The 14,462-nt window shown below is 60.9% G+C and carries 12 protein-coding genes and 1 riboswitch; of the genes, 4 read left to right on the forward strand and 8 right to left on the reverse strand.

Annotated elements, in window-relative coordinates; all coding sequences use genetic code 11:
- The coding region (locus GSQ93_RS23220; protein ID WP_174254671.1) for a dihydroxy-acid dehydratase at positions 1-311 on the reverse strand (311 nt) is incomplete at its 3' end.
- Between the two features lie 519 nt (positions 312-830).
- Between GSQ93_RS23220 and GSQ93_RS23225 the strand changes: the two genes are divergently transcribed.
- The 4 genes from GSQ93_RS23225 to GSQ93_RS23240 all read left to right on the forward strand — a co-directional run bounded on the left by GSQ93_RS23225 (position 831) and on the right by GSQ93_RS23240 (position 5,913).
- A complete protein-coding gene (locus GSQ93_RS23225) occupies positions 831-2,228 on the forward strand; it encodes an MFS transporter (protein WP_254074007.1) in 1,398 nt (465 codons plus the stop codon).
- Positions 2,229-2,332: 104 nt separating this feature from the next.
- Complete coding sequence (locus GSQ93_RS23230; RefSeq protein ID WP_158938259.1) at positions 2,333-3,328, forward strand: LacI family DNA-binding transcriptional regulator; 996 nt, start codon at positions 2,333-2,335, stop codon at positions 3,326-3,328.
- A 412-nt stretch (positions 3,329-3,740) separates the two neighbouring features.
- Positions 3,741-4,484 (forward strand): FadR/GntR family transcriptional regulator, encoded by a 744-nt coding sequence (locus GSQ93_RS23235; protein ID WP_301952082.1) that lies wholly within the window; start codon positions 3,741-3,743, stop codon positions 4,482-4,484.
- A 16-nt stretch (positions 4,485-4,500) separates the two neighbouring features.
- On the forward strand, positions 4,501-5,913 hold the full coding sequence (locus GSQ93_RS23240; protein ID WP_158937996.1) for an FAD-binding oxidoreductase: 1,413 nt from the start codon (positions 4,501-4,503) through the stop codon (positions 5,911-5,913).
- A gap of 22 nt (positions 5,914-5,935) precedes the next feature.
- On the opposite strand, the gene GSQ93_RS23245 is transcribed toward GSQ93_RS23240, so the two are convergent.
- The 7 genes from GSQ93_RS23245 to hpaH form a co-directional block, all read right to left on the reverse strand.
- The gene (locus GSQ93_RS23245) at positions 5,936-6,955 is read right to left on the reverse strand and encodes an iron ABC transporter permease (protein ID WP_158937997.1); all 1,020 of its coding nucleotides are present in this window, start codon (positions 6,953-6,955) and stop codon (positions 5,936-5,938) included.
- A complete protein-coding gene (locus GSQ93_RS23250) occupies positions 6,952-7,920 on the reverse strand; it encodes an ABC transporter substrate-binding protein (protein ID WP_174254672.1) in 969 nt (322 codons plus the stop codon). Before GSQ93_RS23250 ends, GSQ93_RS23245 begins: the two co-directional genes overlap by 4 nt.
- Complete coding sequence (locus GSQ93_RS23255) at positions 7,917-8,708, reverse strand: ABC transporter ATP-binding protein (RefSeq protein ID WP_158937999.1); 792 nt, start codon at positions 8,706-8,708, stop codon at positions 7,917-7,919. Before GSQ93_RS23255 ends, GSQ93_RS23250 begins: the two co-directional genes overlap by 4 nt.
- A gap of 4 nt (positions 8,709-8,712) precedes the next feature.
- On the reverse strand, positions 8,713-10,935 hold the full coding sequence (locus GSQ93_RS23260) for a TonB-dependent siderophore receptor (RefSeq protein WP_158938000.1): 2,223 nt from the start codon (positions 10,933-10,935) through the stop codon (positions 8,713-8,715).
- A gap of 272 nt (positions 10,936-11,207) precedes the next feature.
- Positions 11,208-11,296: riboswitch (adenosylcobalamin (AdoCbl) riboswitch) on the reverse strand.
- A gap of 447 nt (positions 11,297-11,743) precedes the next feature.
- Positions 11,744-12,751, reverse strand: a complete 1,008-nt coding sequence (locus tag GSQ93_RS23265; RefSeq protein ID WP_158938001.1) for a ketopantoate reductase family protein — start codon at positions 12,749-12,751, stop codon at positions 11,744-11,746.
- A gap of 2 nt (positions 12,752-12,753) precedes the next feature.
- Positions 12,754-13,530: a class II aldolase/adducin family protein gene (locus tag GSQ93_RS23270; protein WP_158938002.1), complete on the reverse strand. Its 777-nt coding sequence runs from the start codon at positions 13,528-13,530 to the stop codon at positions 12,754-12,756.
- 114 nt (positions 13,531-13,644) lie between these two features.
- Positions 13,645-14,448, reverse strand: a complete 804-nt coding sequence (gene hpaH, locus GSQ93_RS23275) for a 2-oxo-hept-4-ene-1,7-dioate hydratase (RefSeq protein WP_158938003.1) — start codon at positions 14,446-14,448, stop codon at positions 13,645-13,647.
- Between the last annotated feature and the right edge of the window lie 14 nt (positions 14,449-14,462).

The following is a 14,462-nucleotide window of genomic DNA, read 5'->3' on the forward strand; positions in this document are numbered from 1 at the left end:
GTTTCCTGGATCGGGTGAACCGGGAATTCGAGCGGAATGCCGCCTGCGTCGCGGATACCGTCGCGTACGCGGCTCGCAAGTTGGAGATGATGGCGGTTACAGGGCGCGAGATCCGAACCCGTCTGCGCGATGCCGATGATCGGCTTGCCCGACTGCAGCTCTTCGCGCGTGATGCCGTAGTTCATGTAGCGCTCGAGATACAGCGCGGTCATGCCGGGGTCGGAGGGATCGTCGAACCAACGACGGCTGCGCAGACGCGGTGTTTCGGTGTCGTCGGTGTCGTTTGTATGGGTGGGGTTAGATGGGTTCATAAGCGTGCTTGTCTCAGGTTTCGTTTTGTAGGGGAACGGCTGGGTGGCTTAGCGCGTGTATCCGGTTAGCAGCGGTTCGCCGTGAGGAGCGCTTGCAGATTGTCTCGAACGAAGCAGGCCACTGCCGTAAGGGTTTCTACTGTCGCGCCACATCTGTGCAGTTGTAGCACGACGTTGTCGAGTTTGGTGCAGCCCGGATCAATCGACGGATCGTTCCAGAATACATCGAGAGTGCCGCGCGTCGGCGACGCGATGGTCGCTTGCGCATGTTGTTTTCGCATGCTAAATTGGTTTCAGTTGTTACCGGTAACAGTATCAAACGCTTACCGGGATGTCCAGAACAAAAGAGACACGACAGAGCGGGGTCCGCTGACGTCATAACAACCGCGTGAATATGACAACGATCGCGAGGCGCGCGCGAGCACTACGAATTTTTATCCGCTGCACGACGGTTCGAAACCGCGCAGCTTTAGAACATAGACGCATAAAAAGGCGTAAGCCAATAATCAGGAGACAGAAGTGAATTCTCAGCCGTCAACTCTCGCAGGCGATCCACGACCGTCGGGCAATGAGCATGCCGATATCGCGCCACCACCCGTTTCAGCCCGGCAATTACAACGCGCAACGCTCACGGGCGCCGTCGGGAGTGCGCTCGAATACTACGACTTTGCGATCTACGGGCTAGCGTCCGCGCTCGTATTCGGTCATATCTTTTTTCCATCGTTGGGGGCAACCGCAGGCTTGATGGCAAGCTTCGCGACCTATGGCGCGGGTTTTCTCGCGCGCCCGTTCGGGGGCCTGTTTTTTGGGTCAATTGGTGACCGGAAGGGGCGCAAGTTCGTGCTGCTCGTGACTATCGCCATCATGGGTGCATCGACGACGTTGATCGGCTGTTTGCCTGCCGGTTCATGGGGTGCCGTGTTGCTGGTGCTATTGCGGCTTGCGCAAGGTTTCGGAGCCGGTGCAGAACAGGCGGGTGCGTCCACGCTGATGGCTGAAGTCTCTCCGATCAAGCGGCGCGGTTTCTTCGCGGCATTGCCGTTCGTCGGCGTATTTGCCGGGCTCGCGCTTGCGACGTTCACGTTCAGCACCATGCAAAAGCTGCTTGGCGAAGAAGCCATGCTTTCATGGGGATGGCGCGTGCCGTTTCTTGGGAGCGTCGTATTGATCGGCGTTGCAATCTGGATTCGCTTGCGGCTGCGTGAAAGCCCGGTGTTCGCGAAGCTGGAAGCCTCGCGCGAAGTGATCCGCTCGCCGATGAAAACTGTTATTGCCACTGCACGCCGGCCCTTGCTCGCCGCAACGCTGATGCGCTTTGCGGAGCAGGGCGGGTCGACCATCTACAACACAATCGTGATTGCATTCCTCGGTGGTTTTGTCGCAACGAAAATCGGCGTACCACGGGGTGAGCTGGCCGCGATTGGTACGACCGGTGCGCTGATTGCGAGCATCGTGAGTATTGTCACCACGCCGCTGTTTGGTGCGCTGTCAGACCGGATCGGACGCCTGACGGTTTATCGCGGCGGTGCGATTTTCCTGCTGATCTGGTCGGTGCCTTCATGGTGGATGATCAGCACGGGCAATCCGGTCTGGGTCACCGTTTCGATGGTGGGTGGTCTGGCGTTCGGCGCGAACAGCATGCTCGGCGCGCAGTGCGCCCATTTCACCGAACTCTTTGGCAACCGCTATCGTTACTCGGGCGTTGCGCTGGCGCGTGAACTCGGCGCGGTTTTATCGGGTGGCATTGCACCCTTGCTCGGTGTTTATCTCATAGGTTTGTCGGGCGGTGCGTTCTGGGTGATGGGCGTGTATATGGCCGTGCTGTGCATCTTGACGCTTATCGGCACGTTCCTTTCTACCGAGACGCGTGAGCGTGATCTGACGTTACTCAACGACGCCGTGGGCAAGGGTAGCTAAAGCATCCAGGCATCTCGTGCGGTGCAATCAGCTCCGGCTCGGGCTGTATGATCTAGCGTCATTCAACGAGATCAGGCGAGTCAATGTCAGAGTTCATGCCGACAATGGCGGATGTCGCGCGCGAGGCCGGTGTGTCGAAAATGACCGTGTCGCGCGTGCTGGCCGACCGCGATGTATCTGCCGCCATGCGCGAGCGCGTGCTAGCGGTGATCGAGCAATTGGGGTATGTGCCGGACGCATCGGCGGGAACGTTGTCGTCCGGGCGCTCGCCGTTCATCGTGGCGCTGGTGCCGTCCATGTCGAGTTCGAATTTCGCGGACACCGTGCATAGCCTGAACGCGGCAGTCACGGCGCATGGCCTGCAACTTCTCCTTGGCGACACCGACTATGACCCGAAGCAGGAGGAACAGCTTCTGCGCGTGATGCTCGCGCATCGGCCGGAAGGCGTGATGCTGACCGGCTCGTTTCATACCGTTGCCACGAAGGCGATGCTCAAGCGTTCGAAGGTTCCGGTCGTCGAAACATGGGACGTGCCGCGCACGCCGATCCAGCAAGCGGTGGGGTTTTCGAACGTCGATGCCGCTTGCGAAATGATGCGGCATCTTCATGAGCGTGGGTATCGGCGGATCGGGTTTATTGGCGGAGCGACCAGGCTTGACCGTCGCGGGTTGGATCGGCAAACGGGGTATCGCCAAGGCTTGAAATTATTCGGGCTGGGTGAGCCGCGAGTGATTCAGCATGGCGGTTCGCCCGTGACCATGAGCCATGGCGGCGAGGCGTTTTCTCTATTGCTTGATGCATGGCCGGATACCGACGCCGTGATGTGCGTCAGCGATATGTCAGCGTTCGGCGCGCTGATGGAATGCCACCGGCGCGGGATTTCAGTGCCCAGGCAAATGGCGGTTGCCGGGTTCGGGGATTTTGAAGTGTCGCGATATTGCTATCCGAGTATCTCGACGGTGGCGGTCGATCCGCATGCGATCGGGCGGATTGCCGGCGAGATGTTATTGGCGGGAGCGGCTGCTCGCAAGAATGGGTTGGATGGGCCTTCTGAAAAGCGGCGAGTGGAGTTCAAGGTGCTTGTGAGGGAGAGTACCTGAGGACTGTTTTATCCGGTTGGCGCGTAAAAATATCAAACAATCGCGCGGCCGTGCAAGAACCTAAGGTATGCGAATCAAAGAAGTGCCGCCATGATCACTGCCTTGGGTGCGGTGCAGTGGGGGATATCGACAGCGAGGGTAGGGCGAAGATTGACGGCCCGACACAAGGCGCAGTGCGGTCAAGAGTAGAAGACGGCACAGGGTAAGCAGATGCGGTTCCAAGTCTGTTCTGCCAGACCTTTTCGTGGCAAACACAATCGCATCCGGTCCATTCGGGGACCGGCGCCGTCCAATCGACTTGTCGCGCACGGCCCACTACAAAATTTCCGCTCCCCGATTCACTCGTCAAAAGTTTTCATATAACATGCAAACCGGATAACTTGAAAACGATCGACTGAATCCTTGGAACCCCGTGACAAAAGCGCTAACCCTTACCCAGCAAGTCGCCCAGCAAATGACCGGCGATATCCGTAATGGGGTTTACCCGGTCGGCACCAAGCTGCCTTCCGGCAAGGATCTGGCCGTGCGCTTCGGCGTGAGCCAGTCGGTTATCCGCGAAGTGACGGAGCGCTTGCGCTCGAATGGGCTGATCGACAGCCGGCAGGGCGCGGGTTGTACCGTGAAGGCTCGCACGGAAACGGGCGGTTTCCGCGTCCCTCACGCGGTCGGTGCGGACCGGGCGGACCTTGCTGACGTCTACGAGTTGCGGCTCGATCTCGAAGGCGCAGCAGCGGCGCTGGCGGCAGTGCGCCGGACTGAAGCCGACATCGACGCACTGGCGGCCATTCTCAAATCGCTCGCCGATAACCTCTACACCCCGGACCACGCCGTGGAGCTGGACATTGCGTTCCATGTAGCGATCGCCGATGCCACCCACAACCGCTACTACGTCGATCTGCTCCAGTACCTCAACCTGCAGATCCGCCAGGCCGTGCAGACAGCTCGTACGCATTCGCTTGCACGCCAGCGTCTGCCTGACGAAGTGCACCGCGAACATGTCCGCGTATTCGACGCGATCCGTGCCGGCGATCCGGTGGCCGCGCGCATGGCGGCAACCTCGCATCTGCAGAACGCGGCCGCTCGCTTGAACCTCACGATTCCCGGCCGCGACGCGCTCATTAGCGCCGCCGACCTCAGCTCCCTGACGAACGATTGAACGAGTGAACGATTAAATGACTGACTCCTCTTTCCCGCAACGTCTGATCGACAAGCTCGGACCCGACGCCGTTATCACGGCGCCTGACGAGATCGCTCCGTGGCTGTCGGACTGGCGCGGCATGTACACCGGCCATGCTCAAGCGGTCGTGCGGCCATCGAGCACCGATGACGTCGCAGCAGCCCTTGCACTCTGCTCGGAGGCTCGCGTGCCGGTCGTGCCACGCGGGGGCAACACGGGACTGTGTGGGGGCGCCACGCCCGACGCCAGCCCTGCGAACGTGATCCTGAGCCTGGACCGGATGCACGCAATTCGCAGCATCGATACGACCGGCAACACGCTGGTCGCCGAAGCCGGTTGCATCCTCGGCAACCTGCGGCGAGCCGCCGCCGATCAACATCGCCTGCTGCCGCTCAGCCTCGCTGCCGAGGACTCGTGCCAGTTGGGCGGCAATTTGTCGACGAATGCGGGCGGCGTCAATGTCGTGCGCTACGGCATGACGCGGGAACTGGTGCTCGGACTCGAAGCCGTCCTGCCGAATGGCGAGATCTTTCACGGCCTGCGCACGCTGCGCAAGGACAACACCGGCTACGACCTGAAGCAATTGCTGATCGGCGCGGAAGGGACGCTCGGCGTTATCACCGCCGCGGCGCTGCGGCTGTATCCGCGCAATGACGTGCGGGTGGTCGTTCTGGCGGCCGTGAATTCGTCGCAGCAGGCGCTCGATCTGTTCGAGCTCCTGTTCGAACGCGGCGGTCCGCGCATGCAGGCGTTCGAATTCTTTACCGCCGAGTGCGTGGACATGGTGCTTGAACAAGTCGATGGCATGCGTGCGCCGTTCGCCGAACGTCATCCCGCGTACGTGCTGATCGAACTCGCCGATACCGTTGATGAAGCTGCGCTGCGCGAACTCGTTGAGACGGTGATTGGAGAAGCGCTTGAACGTGAGTTATGTATAGATGCTGCGGTATCCGAATCAATTGCGCAAGTGAACAGCATGTGGCGGCTTCGCGAGGAAATATCCGAAGCGCAGCGCGCGGATGGTCCGCATGTGAAGCACGACGTCTCGCTGCCGATTGCTTCCATTCCCGCGTTTCTTGCGTCAGCGGGTGCGCGTATCGACAAACATCACGCCGGCGTGCGCCTGATCGTGTTCGGTCATTTCGGCGATGGCAATCTTCACTACAATCTCTCGCGCCCGGTGGGCGCGCCGCGCGATTTCTTCAAGCTTCATGGCGAGGGATTGACGGCGGAAGTGCTGGATGAAGTAGCACGTTATGGCGGCAGCATCAGCGCGGAACATGGTATTGGACAACTCAAGCGCGAGTATTTCAGCCGCTATAAAGACCCGCTGGAAATCCGTCTCATGCGCGAGATTCGAAAGGTCTTCGATCCTCACGGCATCATGAATCCGGGCAAGATTTTCTGATAAGACCACGGGCGTCCGCTGATCACCGCGAGCGCCCGCCGAAGCGCATCAGCACGATGAAAAAAGTCCCGCCCAGCAATGCGGTGACGACGCCTATCGGCAGATCTTCCGGCGCAATCAACGTACGGGCAGCCACATCCGCCCAGATCAGCAGGATCGCGCCGCCCAGCGCCGACACCGGCAACAAGCGCCCGTGCTCTGCGCCAACCAATGGCCGGCATAAGTGTGGCGTAACCAGCCCGACGAAACCGATCGCGCCGCTCACCGCCACCATCGCGCCGGTGACCAGTGCGCTGACGAGAAAGATCTCCCAGCGCATCCTGCTGACCGGGACGCCGAGCGACACCGCCGCCAGATCGCCGGTCATCAACGCATTGAGTTCCCGGCGGCGCCCGAGCAGCAAGATTCCGCCGAGCAAGGCGAGCGATGCAGGCACGCCGAGGAGGCTCCAGCGCGCGAGTCCGACGCCGCCAAGCGTCCAGAACAGGATGGACGACGCAGCGCGCTGGTCGCCGAGATAAAGCAGCAGGTTGGCCCCTGCGAGCATCACAAACGATACCGCCACACCGGAAAGCAGCAACCGGTCAGAGTCGAGCCGGCCGCGTCGATGCGCGAGCGCGATGACCATGGCTGTCGCCAGCAACGCGCCGAGAAACGCCATCAGCGAAAGCGTGAACGGACCGAAGATCGCGCCAAGGAATAAGGTTGCGGTCACGGCGCCGAGCGTCGCGCCGGAACTGACACCGAGCAGATGAGGATCGGCGAGACGGTTGGCCGTGACGGCCTGCAACGCGACCCCGACCATGGCGAGCGACGCGCCCACGATTCCCGCAAGCAGCACGCGCGGCAAGCGGATCAACCATACGATGGTGTCCGTCGACGTGCTCCAGTCGCCGCTCCCATTCAACAAGTGCGCAAGCACGATGCGGGAGGTAAGGCCCGGCGCGATCGATGTCGGGCCGAGCCCCGTCGCAAGCACGATAGAAACGAGCAGCGTGACACCGAGACTGGCGATGACGAGAGCCGGAGCAATACGCTTCACTTCCCGAACGCCTCGGGATGCAGCCCGCGTGCAAGGGTCTCGACAGCCGCGACGTTGCGAATGCCGGGCGTTGCGCCGTCATACGGAATCACGATGAAGCGCCGCTCGCGGATTGCATCGACGTCATGCAGTGCCGGTTGATCGACCAGGAACTGGATCTTCTGCGCGGCCGTGATCGAACCGTAGTCAACGATCACGATCGCTTGCGGATTGCGTGCGACGACGTTCTCCCAGCTCACGCGTGTCCAGCTTTCCTGCACGTCGTCCATGACGTTGCGGCCGCCGGCTGCTTTGATCAGCGCGGTTGGCATGGCGAGCGCGCCTGCCGTGAAGGGCGTGTCCTCGCCGCTGTCATAAACGAACACGCGAGGCACCGCTGCTTTGTCGCCAATCCGTCGCGTCACCGTGGCAAGGCGCGCCTGCATTTCGCCGATCAGCTTGGTCGCCCGGCCTTCGACGTTGAAGATTCGACCCAGGTTCCGCAGGTCGTTGTAGACATCGTCGAATGAGGCAGCGGGGCGGCGCATGACATGGGCGCACGACTCGGTCAGCTCGTACACCTGAATACCGAGCGGCGCGAGGCTCGCGGGCGTGATGGGGCCACCGATCTGCATGCCGTAATTCCAGCCCGCGAAGTAAAAATCGACACCCGCATTGACCAGTATTTCAACCGATGGATATTGCCGCGACAGTTCCGGCACGCCCTTGAGTTGGGCACGCAACGCTTGATTGCCGGTGTTCCAGCCGCTGATGCCGGTATAACCCGCCATGTGCTGCTTCAGGCCGAGGGCAAGCATGATCTCCGTGAGGTTCACGTCGTTACTTACCGCGTGTTCGGGCGCGTGCTGGAACACGACTTCACGATTACAGCTTTGGATGGTGACGGGGTAGCCGCCGGCATTCGCCTGCGTAGAAACCGAGACCAGGAGCGATGCTGCGGACGCAAGAAGGAAGGATCGGATCATGTCGAATGAATAAGAGTGATGCGAGGACATTGAGAGACCGGATGACGGTCGACGATGGCTTCTACATCGAAAACCGTTTTTAGCATGGATGACGTCAGGACTTCCTCGGGCGTGCCGTGCGTCACAATCGCGCCGTTCGCAATCACGTAGAGCCGATCGCAGAAAGCAGCCGCAAGGTTCAGGTCATGGATAGTCGCCAGCGTGGTGATGTTCTGGTTCTTGACCAGTTTCAGCAAGTCGATCTGATGACGAAGATCGAGGTGGTTCGTCGGCTCGTCCAGCATCAACACGGACGGACGCTGCACCAACGCACGAGCGAGCAGCGCGCGCTGTTTCTCGCCGCCCGAAAGCGAAGCGAACGCACGGTTTCGCTCATGCCATAGATCGACGTCACGCAACGCGCCTTCCACAATCCGTGCGTCTTCAGGCGTGTCGCCGTCAAGCAGGCGCTTATGCGGTGTGCGGCCCATGCGCGCGATCTGCCCGACCGTGAGACCGAAGTCGTCGGGTAGTTCCTGCAGCAAGACTGCGATACGCTGAGCGGCCCAGCGCGGCGACGCGTCCCAGACATCTGTTGTGTCCAACGCGACGGAGCCTTCGTGAGGCGGAGAGAAACGAAACGCACATCGGAGCAAGCTCGTCTTGCCGCTTCCGTTCGGGCCGATCAAACCAACGAACTCGCCGTCCGCCGCGTCGAGCGTGATCTCGCGCAGCAAGTGCGCTTGCTCATGCCGTTCGCGTTCGGCGGGCGACCAGCTCAGATGATCGATATGGAGTCCACAGGACATAGGATCAGAACTTCATGGTGGCGACAAGTTCAGCGGAGCGCGCGGGGCCAAGCAACCATTCAGCGGAGCGCGCGGGGCCAAGCAACCATTGTGTGCCGTCGTTGGACGACGTCACGGCGTAGGCGCGGTTCGCGAGGTTGCGCAGGTACAGCGCGAGGTTGACGCGGCGCGTCGCCTGCCATTGTGCCGATGCATCGAAGACTGTGTACGACGGCACGGGCACGGTGTTGGCATTATCGCCGTAGGTGTGGCCGACGTAACGCAGACCCGAACCAAGGACCCAGCCCGGCGCAGGCGTATAGGTGAGCCAGAGATTGGCGGTCTGCTCCGGAACGTTGTTCGGCACGTTGCCGGCACGCGAGACGGCAACACCGTTGACGGTTTCATCGAAGTCGTCGAAACGGGCGCGTAGCAGCGACGCATTGGCTTCGACCGAGACACCCCCGCCAATCCGGAAGGCGCCTGACCATTCAATCCCCCGCGACGATTGCTGCCCGACCTGTTCCTGGATCGTGGGGTTGAGCGGGTCCTGGCTCAACAGGTTCTTCTTCACGATCTGATAGACGGCGAGGGTCCAGAAACCGCGGCCGTTCATCAATTCCTGCTTGAATCCGGCTTCCAGTTGCTGGCCAGTCGCAAGCTTGAATGCCGTCTGTGCTTGCGACAGGGTGATCAACGAACCGACGCTGTCCGCACCGCGCGTGTATTGCCCGTAGACGGATGTGGAGGGCGTCAGCTGATAGACGAGGCCCAGACGCCAGCCCGCATTCGACAGTGTCTTGCTGAAGGTGGTGTCATTGCCCAGTTGCTGGCGCCAGAAATCGACGTAGTCATAACGCGCGCCACCGACCACCGACAACTGCGGGGTCACTTCGAAGCGGTCTTCGGCAAAGACCGCCGCTTGCCGCGTGCGTGTGTAGAACTCGGGCACGGTCGGATCGCTGCTTGTGAACAGGCCCGGGTTGAAGCTGTCTGCGTTGACCGTCGACGAGCCGTCGAAGGGCGTATTGCTGTCGCGCTGGAACGTGATCTGGTTCGCCTCGGCGCCGATCACAAAGCGGTTTGCATGGCCCCATGCGTTGCCTTCGAACGTGGCATCGAGACGATCACCGATCTGCCGCTCATGATGGATGATCTCGATGTAGTCGCTGCGTGTGATCTCGCGCGTGGCCGGATCAAGCGCATAACTTTCACTGTCGCGATAGTGGCGGTTTGTCGTCAGGTAATACAACTGGTCGCGGATCGTGACGCCGTCCGCGACGCGGTAGATGCCCGATAAGCGCGTCGACTGGTCGATGTACGCAATCAGCGGATTTCCAACGTTGTAGTTCTTGTAGCGCAGTGAGGTATCGAGCGCACCATCGCTGACCGGCGTGCCGAGATAGGTGGCCGGGCGTTGCCGGCCATAGTCGAAGTCGAGCGTGAACGAGAGGCGCGGCGAGACGTCGAGCTTCAACGCGCCGCCAAGCGCCGTGGTGTGCGATTCTCCACGATCCACCCAGCCGTCCGAGCGGTTGTCGCTGACATAGAAACGGTAGGAGAGCATGGGACCGAGCGCACCGGTGGTGTCCAGTGCAACACGCTTCTGGCCTTCCGTGCCAATCCCTAACTGCACCGTCGTTGCATAGTCGCGCTGCGGCTGCTTCGGCACGACGTTCACCACGCCGCCGACGGCCCCTTCGCCATAAAGCACCGACGCGGGTCCGCGCAGCACTTCGATCCGATCGACCGCCCAGGTGTCGAAGGGGAATGTCATGGTGCCCGCGCCGGGATAGAGCCGCGTGCCGTCATAGAGCGTCATGACCGACTCCTGACCGCTGAAGCCGCGCACGCTGAGCGCCGTGCCGCCGTTGCCGGGCGAGCCGGCGCTGGCGAATCCGGTCGCGCGGCTGACGGCGTCCGAGACGCTCTGGTCGCCACGCGCCTCGATCTGCTTCGCGGTCACTGTCTCAACGCTCGCGGGGGTATCGAGGCTCGACAAGCCGAGGCGCGAGCCGGTGCGCGTGGGTGTGGAAAGCGGCGCGGTGTCTGTAGCGCCTGTGTCGTTCACCACGACCGGGGGCAGCGTCTTGGCCGCTTCCTGCGGGGTGTCATCGGCGAAAGCCTGCGACGTGCCGAGCAGGCATAGGACCGCAAGCGCGGTACTTTGCGGACGTCGCCGGCGATGGTCGAATCTGTTCTTGCGGCTCGCGTTATTTTTGAGCGTGGGCAGACAAACGTGTTGCATTGCATTTCCCCGAAGCGTGTGGCTTGTCCTGTCATTGCAGCGTGGCAATGACATGTTTTCTCTTGAAGTCTTTTGTCTGCGCGAACGGCGGGGAGCCGCACTATTTGGCGGCGCGCTTGACCACCCGGTGAGGGTGTCAGCAGCCGCGCGGACGAGTAGCAGCCGATCGGCAGTCGATCAAGAGAAGCGGGAATGCGGGAAGTGTCAGAACGCTGGCAGCATGGGTCATGCGAGGATCTCCAGGGGTTTCGCGCCCCATAAATTTGGTGGGTTACGACGCCTAGGTCTGACTTCTGGCCCTTTCCTGACCAGTTACAGTGGCGCGACCGTGCCGGATTCTCACCGGCTTCCAAACGTCGTAGCGGCGCATTCTACGTCCGAGAGAATCCAGTGCAGGACAAAATTTCTGACGCGGGTGGGGTGCTTGCACGACTCATGTCTCGAGCTTGGCGATCACATCGACGAAGCCCGTTCGCGGGCTCGGCCCGAGCGCGGTCATCCCCGTGGCGGTACGTTCCAAGGGAAGGCTGATCGAGACCTGCACGATGCTCAGGCGCTGGGATCGCACCAAATGCGATGTAATATTATTACATTAATTGTCCGCGATTACCAAGTAGATTGGTGCGGAAGACGCGCGGTCGAGGCGACTCGTGCGGCGATTCATGCGGCGCGTATCCAGGCGACTGTCTATCGCCCGGGCGCATTTCTTCTATACCCTCGTGGCCATTTCGCGAAGCCGCTGCATTCGCCTTACGGTCTTGCGCTGACTTGAGAGAAGACGCGAGAACACGCAAAGACGCGCAAATGCCTAGCGCGTCGGCGCATTCGCGTTGGCGGCCAGATTGGCGTTCAACTGGCCGGAGAGCCCATACAGCACGCTAAGAAACGGAACCGGAATTCCAGCCTTCGCAGCGAGCTCATGAGGCGCACCCAGGATCGCTTCGATCTCCAGCTGACGGCCCGCTTCCACGTCCTGCAGCATCGACGTCTTGAACGCCCCGAGCTTGCGCGTTTGCGCGTTGCGCGCCTGGGCAGTCATGTTCAGTTCAATACCGATCGCTTCGCCAATACGCCGTGCCTCTTCCATGATCGAGACGACAAGCTGCGCCGTCAACGGGTCATCAAGAATCACGTCGGCGGTCGAACGGGTGATCGCGCTGATGGGGTTCATGGTCATGTTGCCCCACAGCTTGGCCCAGATATCGCTGCGAATCTGGCTGGATGCCGTTACGTCGAATTGAGCGAGGCGGAGCAATTCGATAGCGCGGGCAGCCTGATCGGTAACGCCCGGAGCAGCGGGTCCGACAATCAACTGGTTGCCATTGCCCTTTTTAATCACGCCAGGCTCGGCGATCGACGAGGAAAGATGCACGACACAGCCCGAGACCTGCGACGGCGGTAGGGCAGAGGACACCACCCCTGCCGGATCGACCGATTCGAGCCGCTGCCCTTCAAGGCGGCCGCCGAATGAGTTCAGGAACCACCAGGGCACCCCGTTCATTGCAGAAACAATATGTGTGCCCGCGTCCACGAGCGGCGCCAATGAGGTGGCTGACTGTATCAACGCCGGGCCCTTCAGGCAGATGAACAGGAGGTCCTGCGCACCGAGCGAGCCGGGTTGATCGGTCGCGTTGATATCGACCGTATATCGGTCTTCGCCCTCCACAACGCTCAGGCCATTGCGTTGTATGGCGTCAAGATGCGCCCCGCGCGCCAGGAGGTTCACTGCAACGCCGGCACGCGCCAGGCGAGCCGCGACGATACCGCCGATGGCACCGCCGCCCACCACGGTGATTCTGATGGCTTGTTGATTCAAAACTATCCCCTGTAAGAAGCGTCGATGCGATCGACGCGTCGAATGAGTGCGGCAAGAATATTCTCCCCCGCGCCGTGCGCAGGCGAAAATTGTAGCGAATCCCGCGTGGTGCCCTTCACGATTTCATCGCTGATGGGCAGCGTATTTCCACGCATCGAATGCGTGACGACCTGAACCTCGCACGCGCGGTTCAGGGTCCAGAGCAACGCGAACGCGTGTGCGAGCGTGGTTCCGTGCGAGAGCAACCCGTGGTTCCGAAGGATCAGCAGGCGTTTGTTGCCCATCGAACTTAGCAGCCTCGACTTCTCTTCGTTGTGGACCGTAATGCCCTCGAACAGATGATACGCAACCATGTTGTGCAGTTGGGCAGAGTAGAAGTTCGTGTACGACAAACCGTCCTCCATGCACGCAACCGAAAGCCCGGCGGTTGTATGAGTATGCATGACGCAATGCGCGTCTTCCACATGCTCGTGAATCGCGCTGTGAATGACGAAACCCGCAGGGTTGACCGGGTAATCCGATGGACTCAAGATCTTGCCGCTCAAGTCAACCTTGACCAGATTGGATGCGGTGACCTCGTCGTAAGTCAGTCCGAACGGGTTGATCAGGAAGTGCTTGTCTGGTCCGGGTACGCGCAACGTAATGTGATTGAAAATCAGCTCGGTCCAGCCGAGCATATGAAATACGCGATACGTCGCGGCGAGCTTGAGCCGGGCGTCCCATTCGTCAGGCGAACACCAAGCGGGTGCGGGCGCAATGTTACGTTCAGAAGCGGTCACGGTATGTCTCCTCTGACTGTCATGGCGCGATCAGTCAAGTTCTGGAATGGCTTTTTCTGCGCTTTGTGGACTGATCGAAGCGCGCAGGTGCTGGGCGATTGTCAAGTTGTTTGCCTAGACAAAATGGAGACCGATCGCACCCAGCGGACCATAGTCCACATGGAACGTGTCGCCGGCAAAAGCCTTGACGGGTGCGGTAAACGAGCCGGCGAGAATCACGTCGCCCGCGCGCAGGGACTCATCGTGCGGAGCGATCTTGTTGGCAAGCCACGCAACGCCTATCGCAGGATGATTTAGCACGGCGGCCGCCAGACCGCTTTCTTCTATTGCGCCGTTCTTGTAGAGCAACGCGCCGACCCAGCGCAGATCCACATCGAGTGGGCGTACGGGCCGTCCACCCAGGACAATGGCTGCATTGGCCGCGAAGTCCGAGATGGTGTCATAGACCTTGCGCGGCGCTTTCGTTTCGCGATCGAACTGCTCGATCCGTGCGTCGATGATCTCGAGCGCAGGCGACACATAAGCGGTCGCGTCGAGCACATCGAACAGCGTGACGCCAGGCCCCTTCAGCGGCTTGTTCAGGATGAACGCAAGTTCGACTTCGACGCGCGGGGCGATGAATCTGTCGACACGTATGTCCTGTCCGCTTTCGATGAACATGGTGTCCATCAGCGGGGCGTAGTCGGGTTCGTCGATCTGGGACGCACGCTGCATGGCCCGCGACGTAAGCCCTATCTTGCGGCCCTTGATAACCTGTCCTTCCGCAAGCTTGAGTTTGAGCCATTCGCTCTGGATCGCGTAACCGTCGTCAACTGTCATCTCCGGATATGCGCTGGAAAAATGGCGCAACTGGGTCCGGGTCTTTTCCGCGTTATCGAGTTGCAACGCAAGGTCGTGAATGGTCTTCGAGTCGAGCATGGTCGTGGTCCGTG

The sequence above is a fragment of the Burkholderia sp. S171 genome (assembly GCF_009766085.1).
Classification (GTDB): Bacteria; Pseudomonadota; Gammaproteobacteria; order Burkholderiales; family Burkholderiaceae; genus Caballeronia.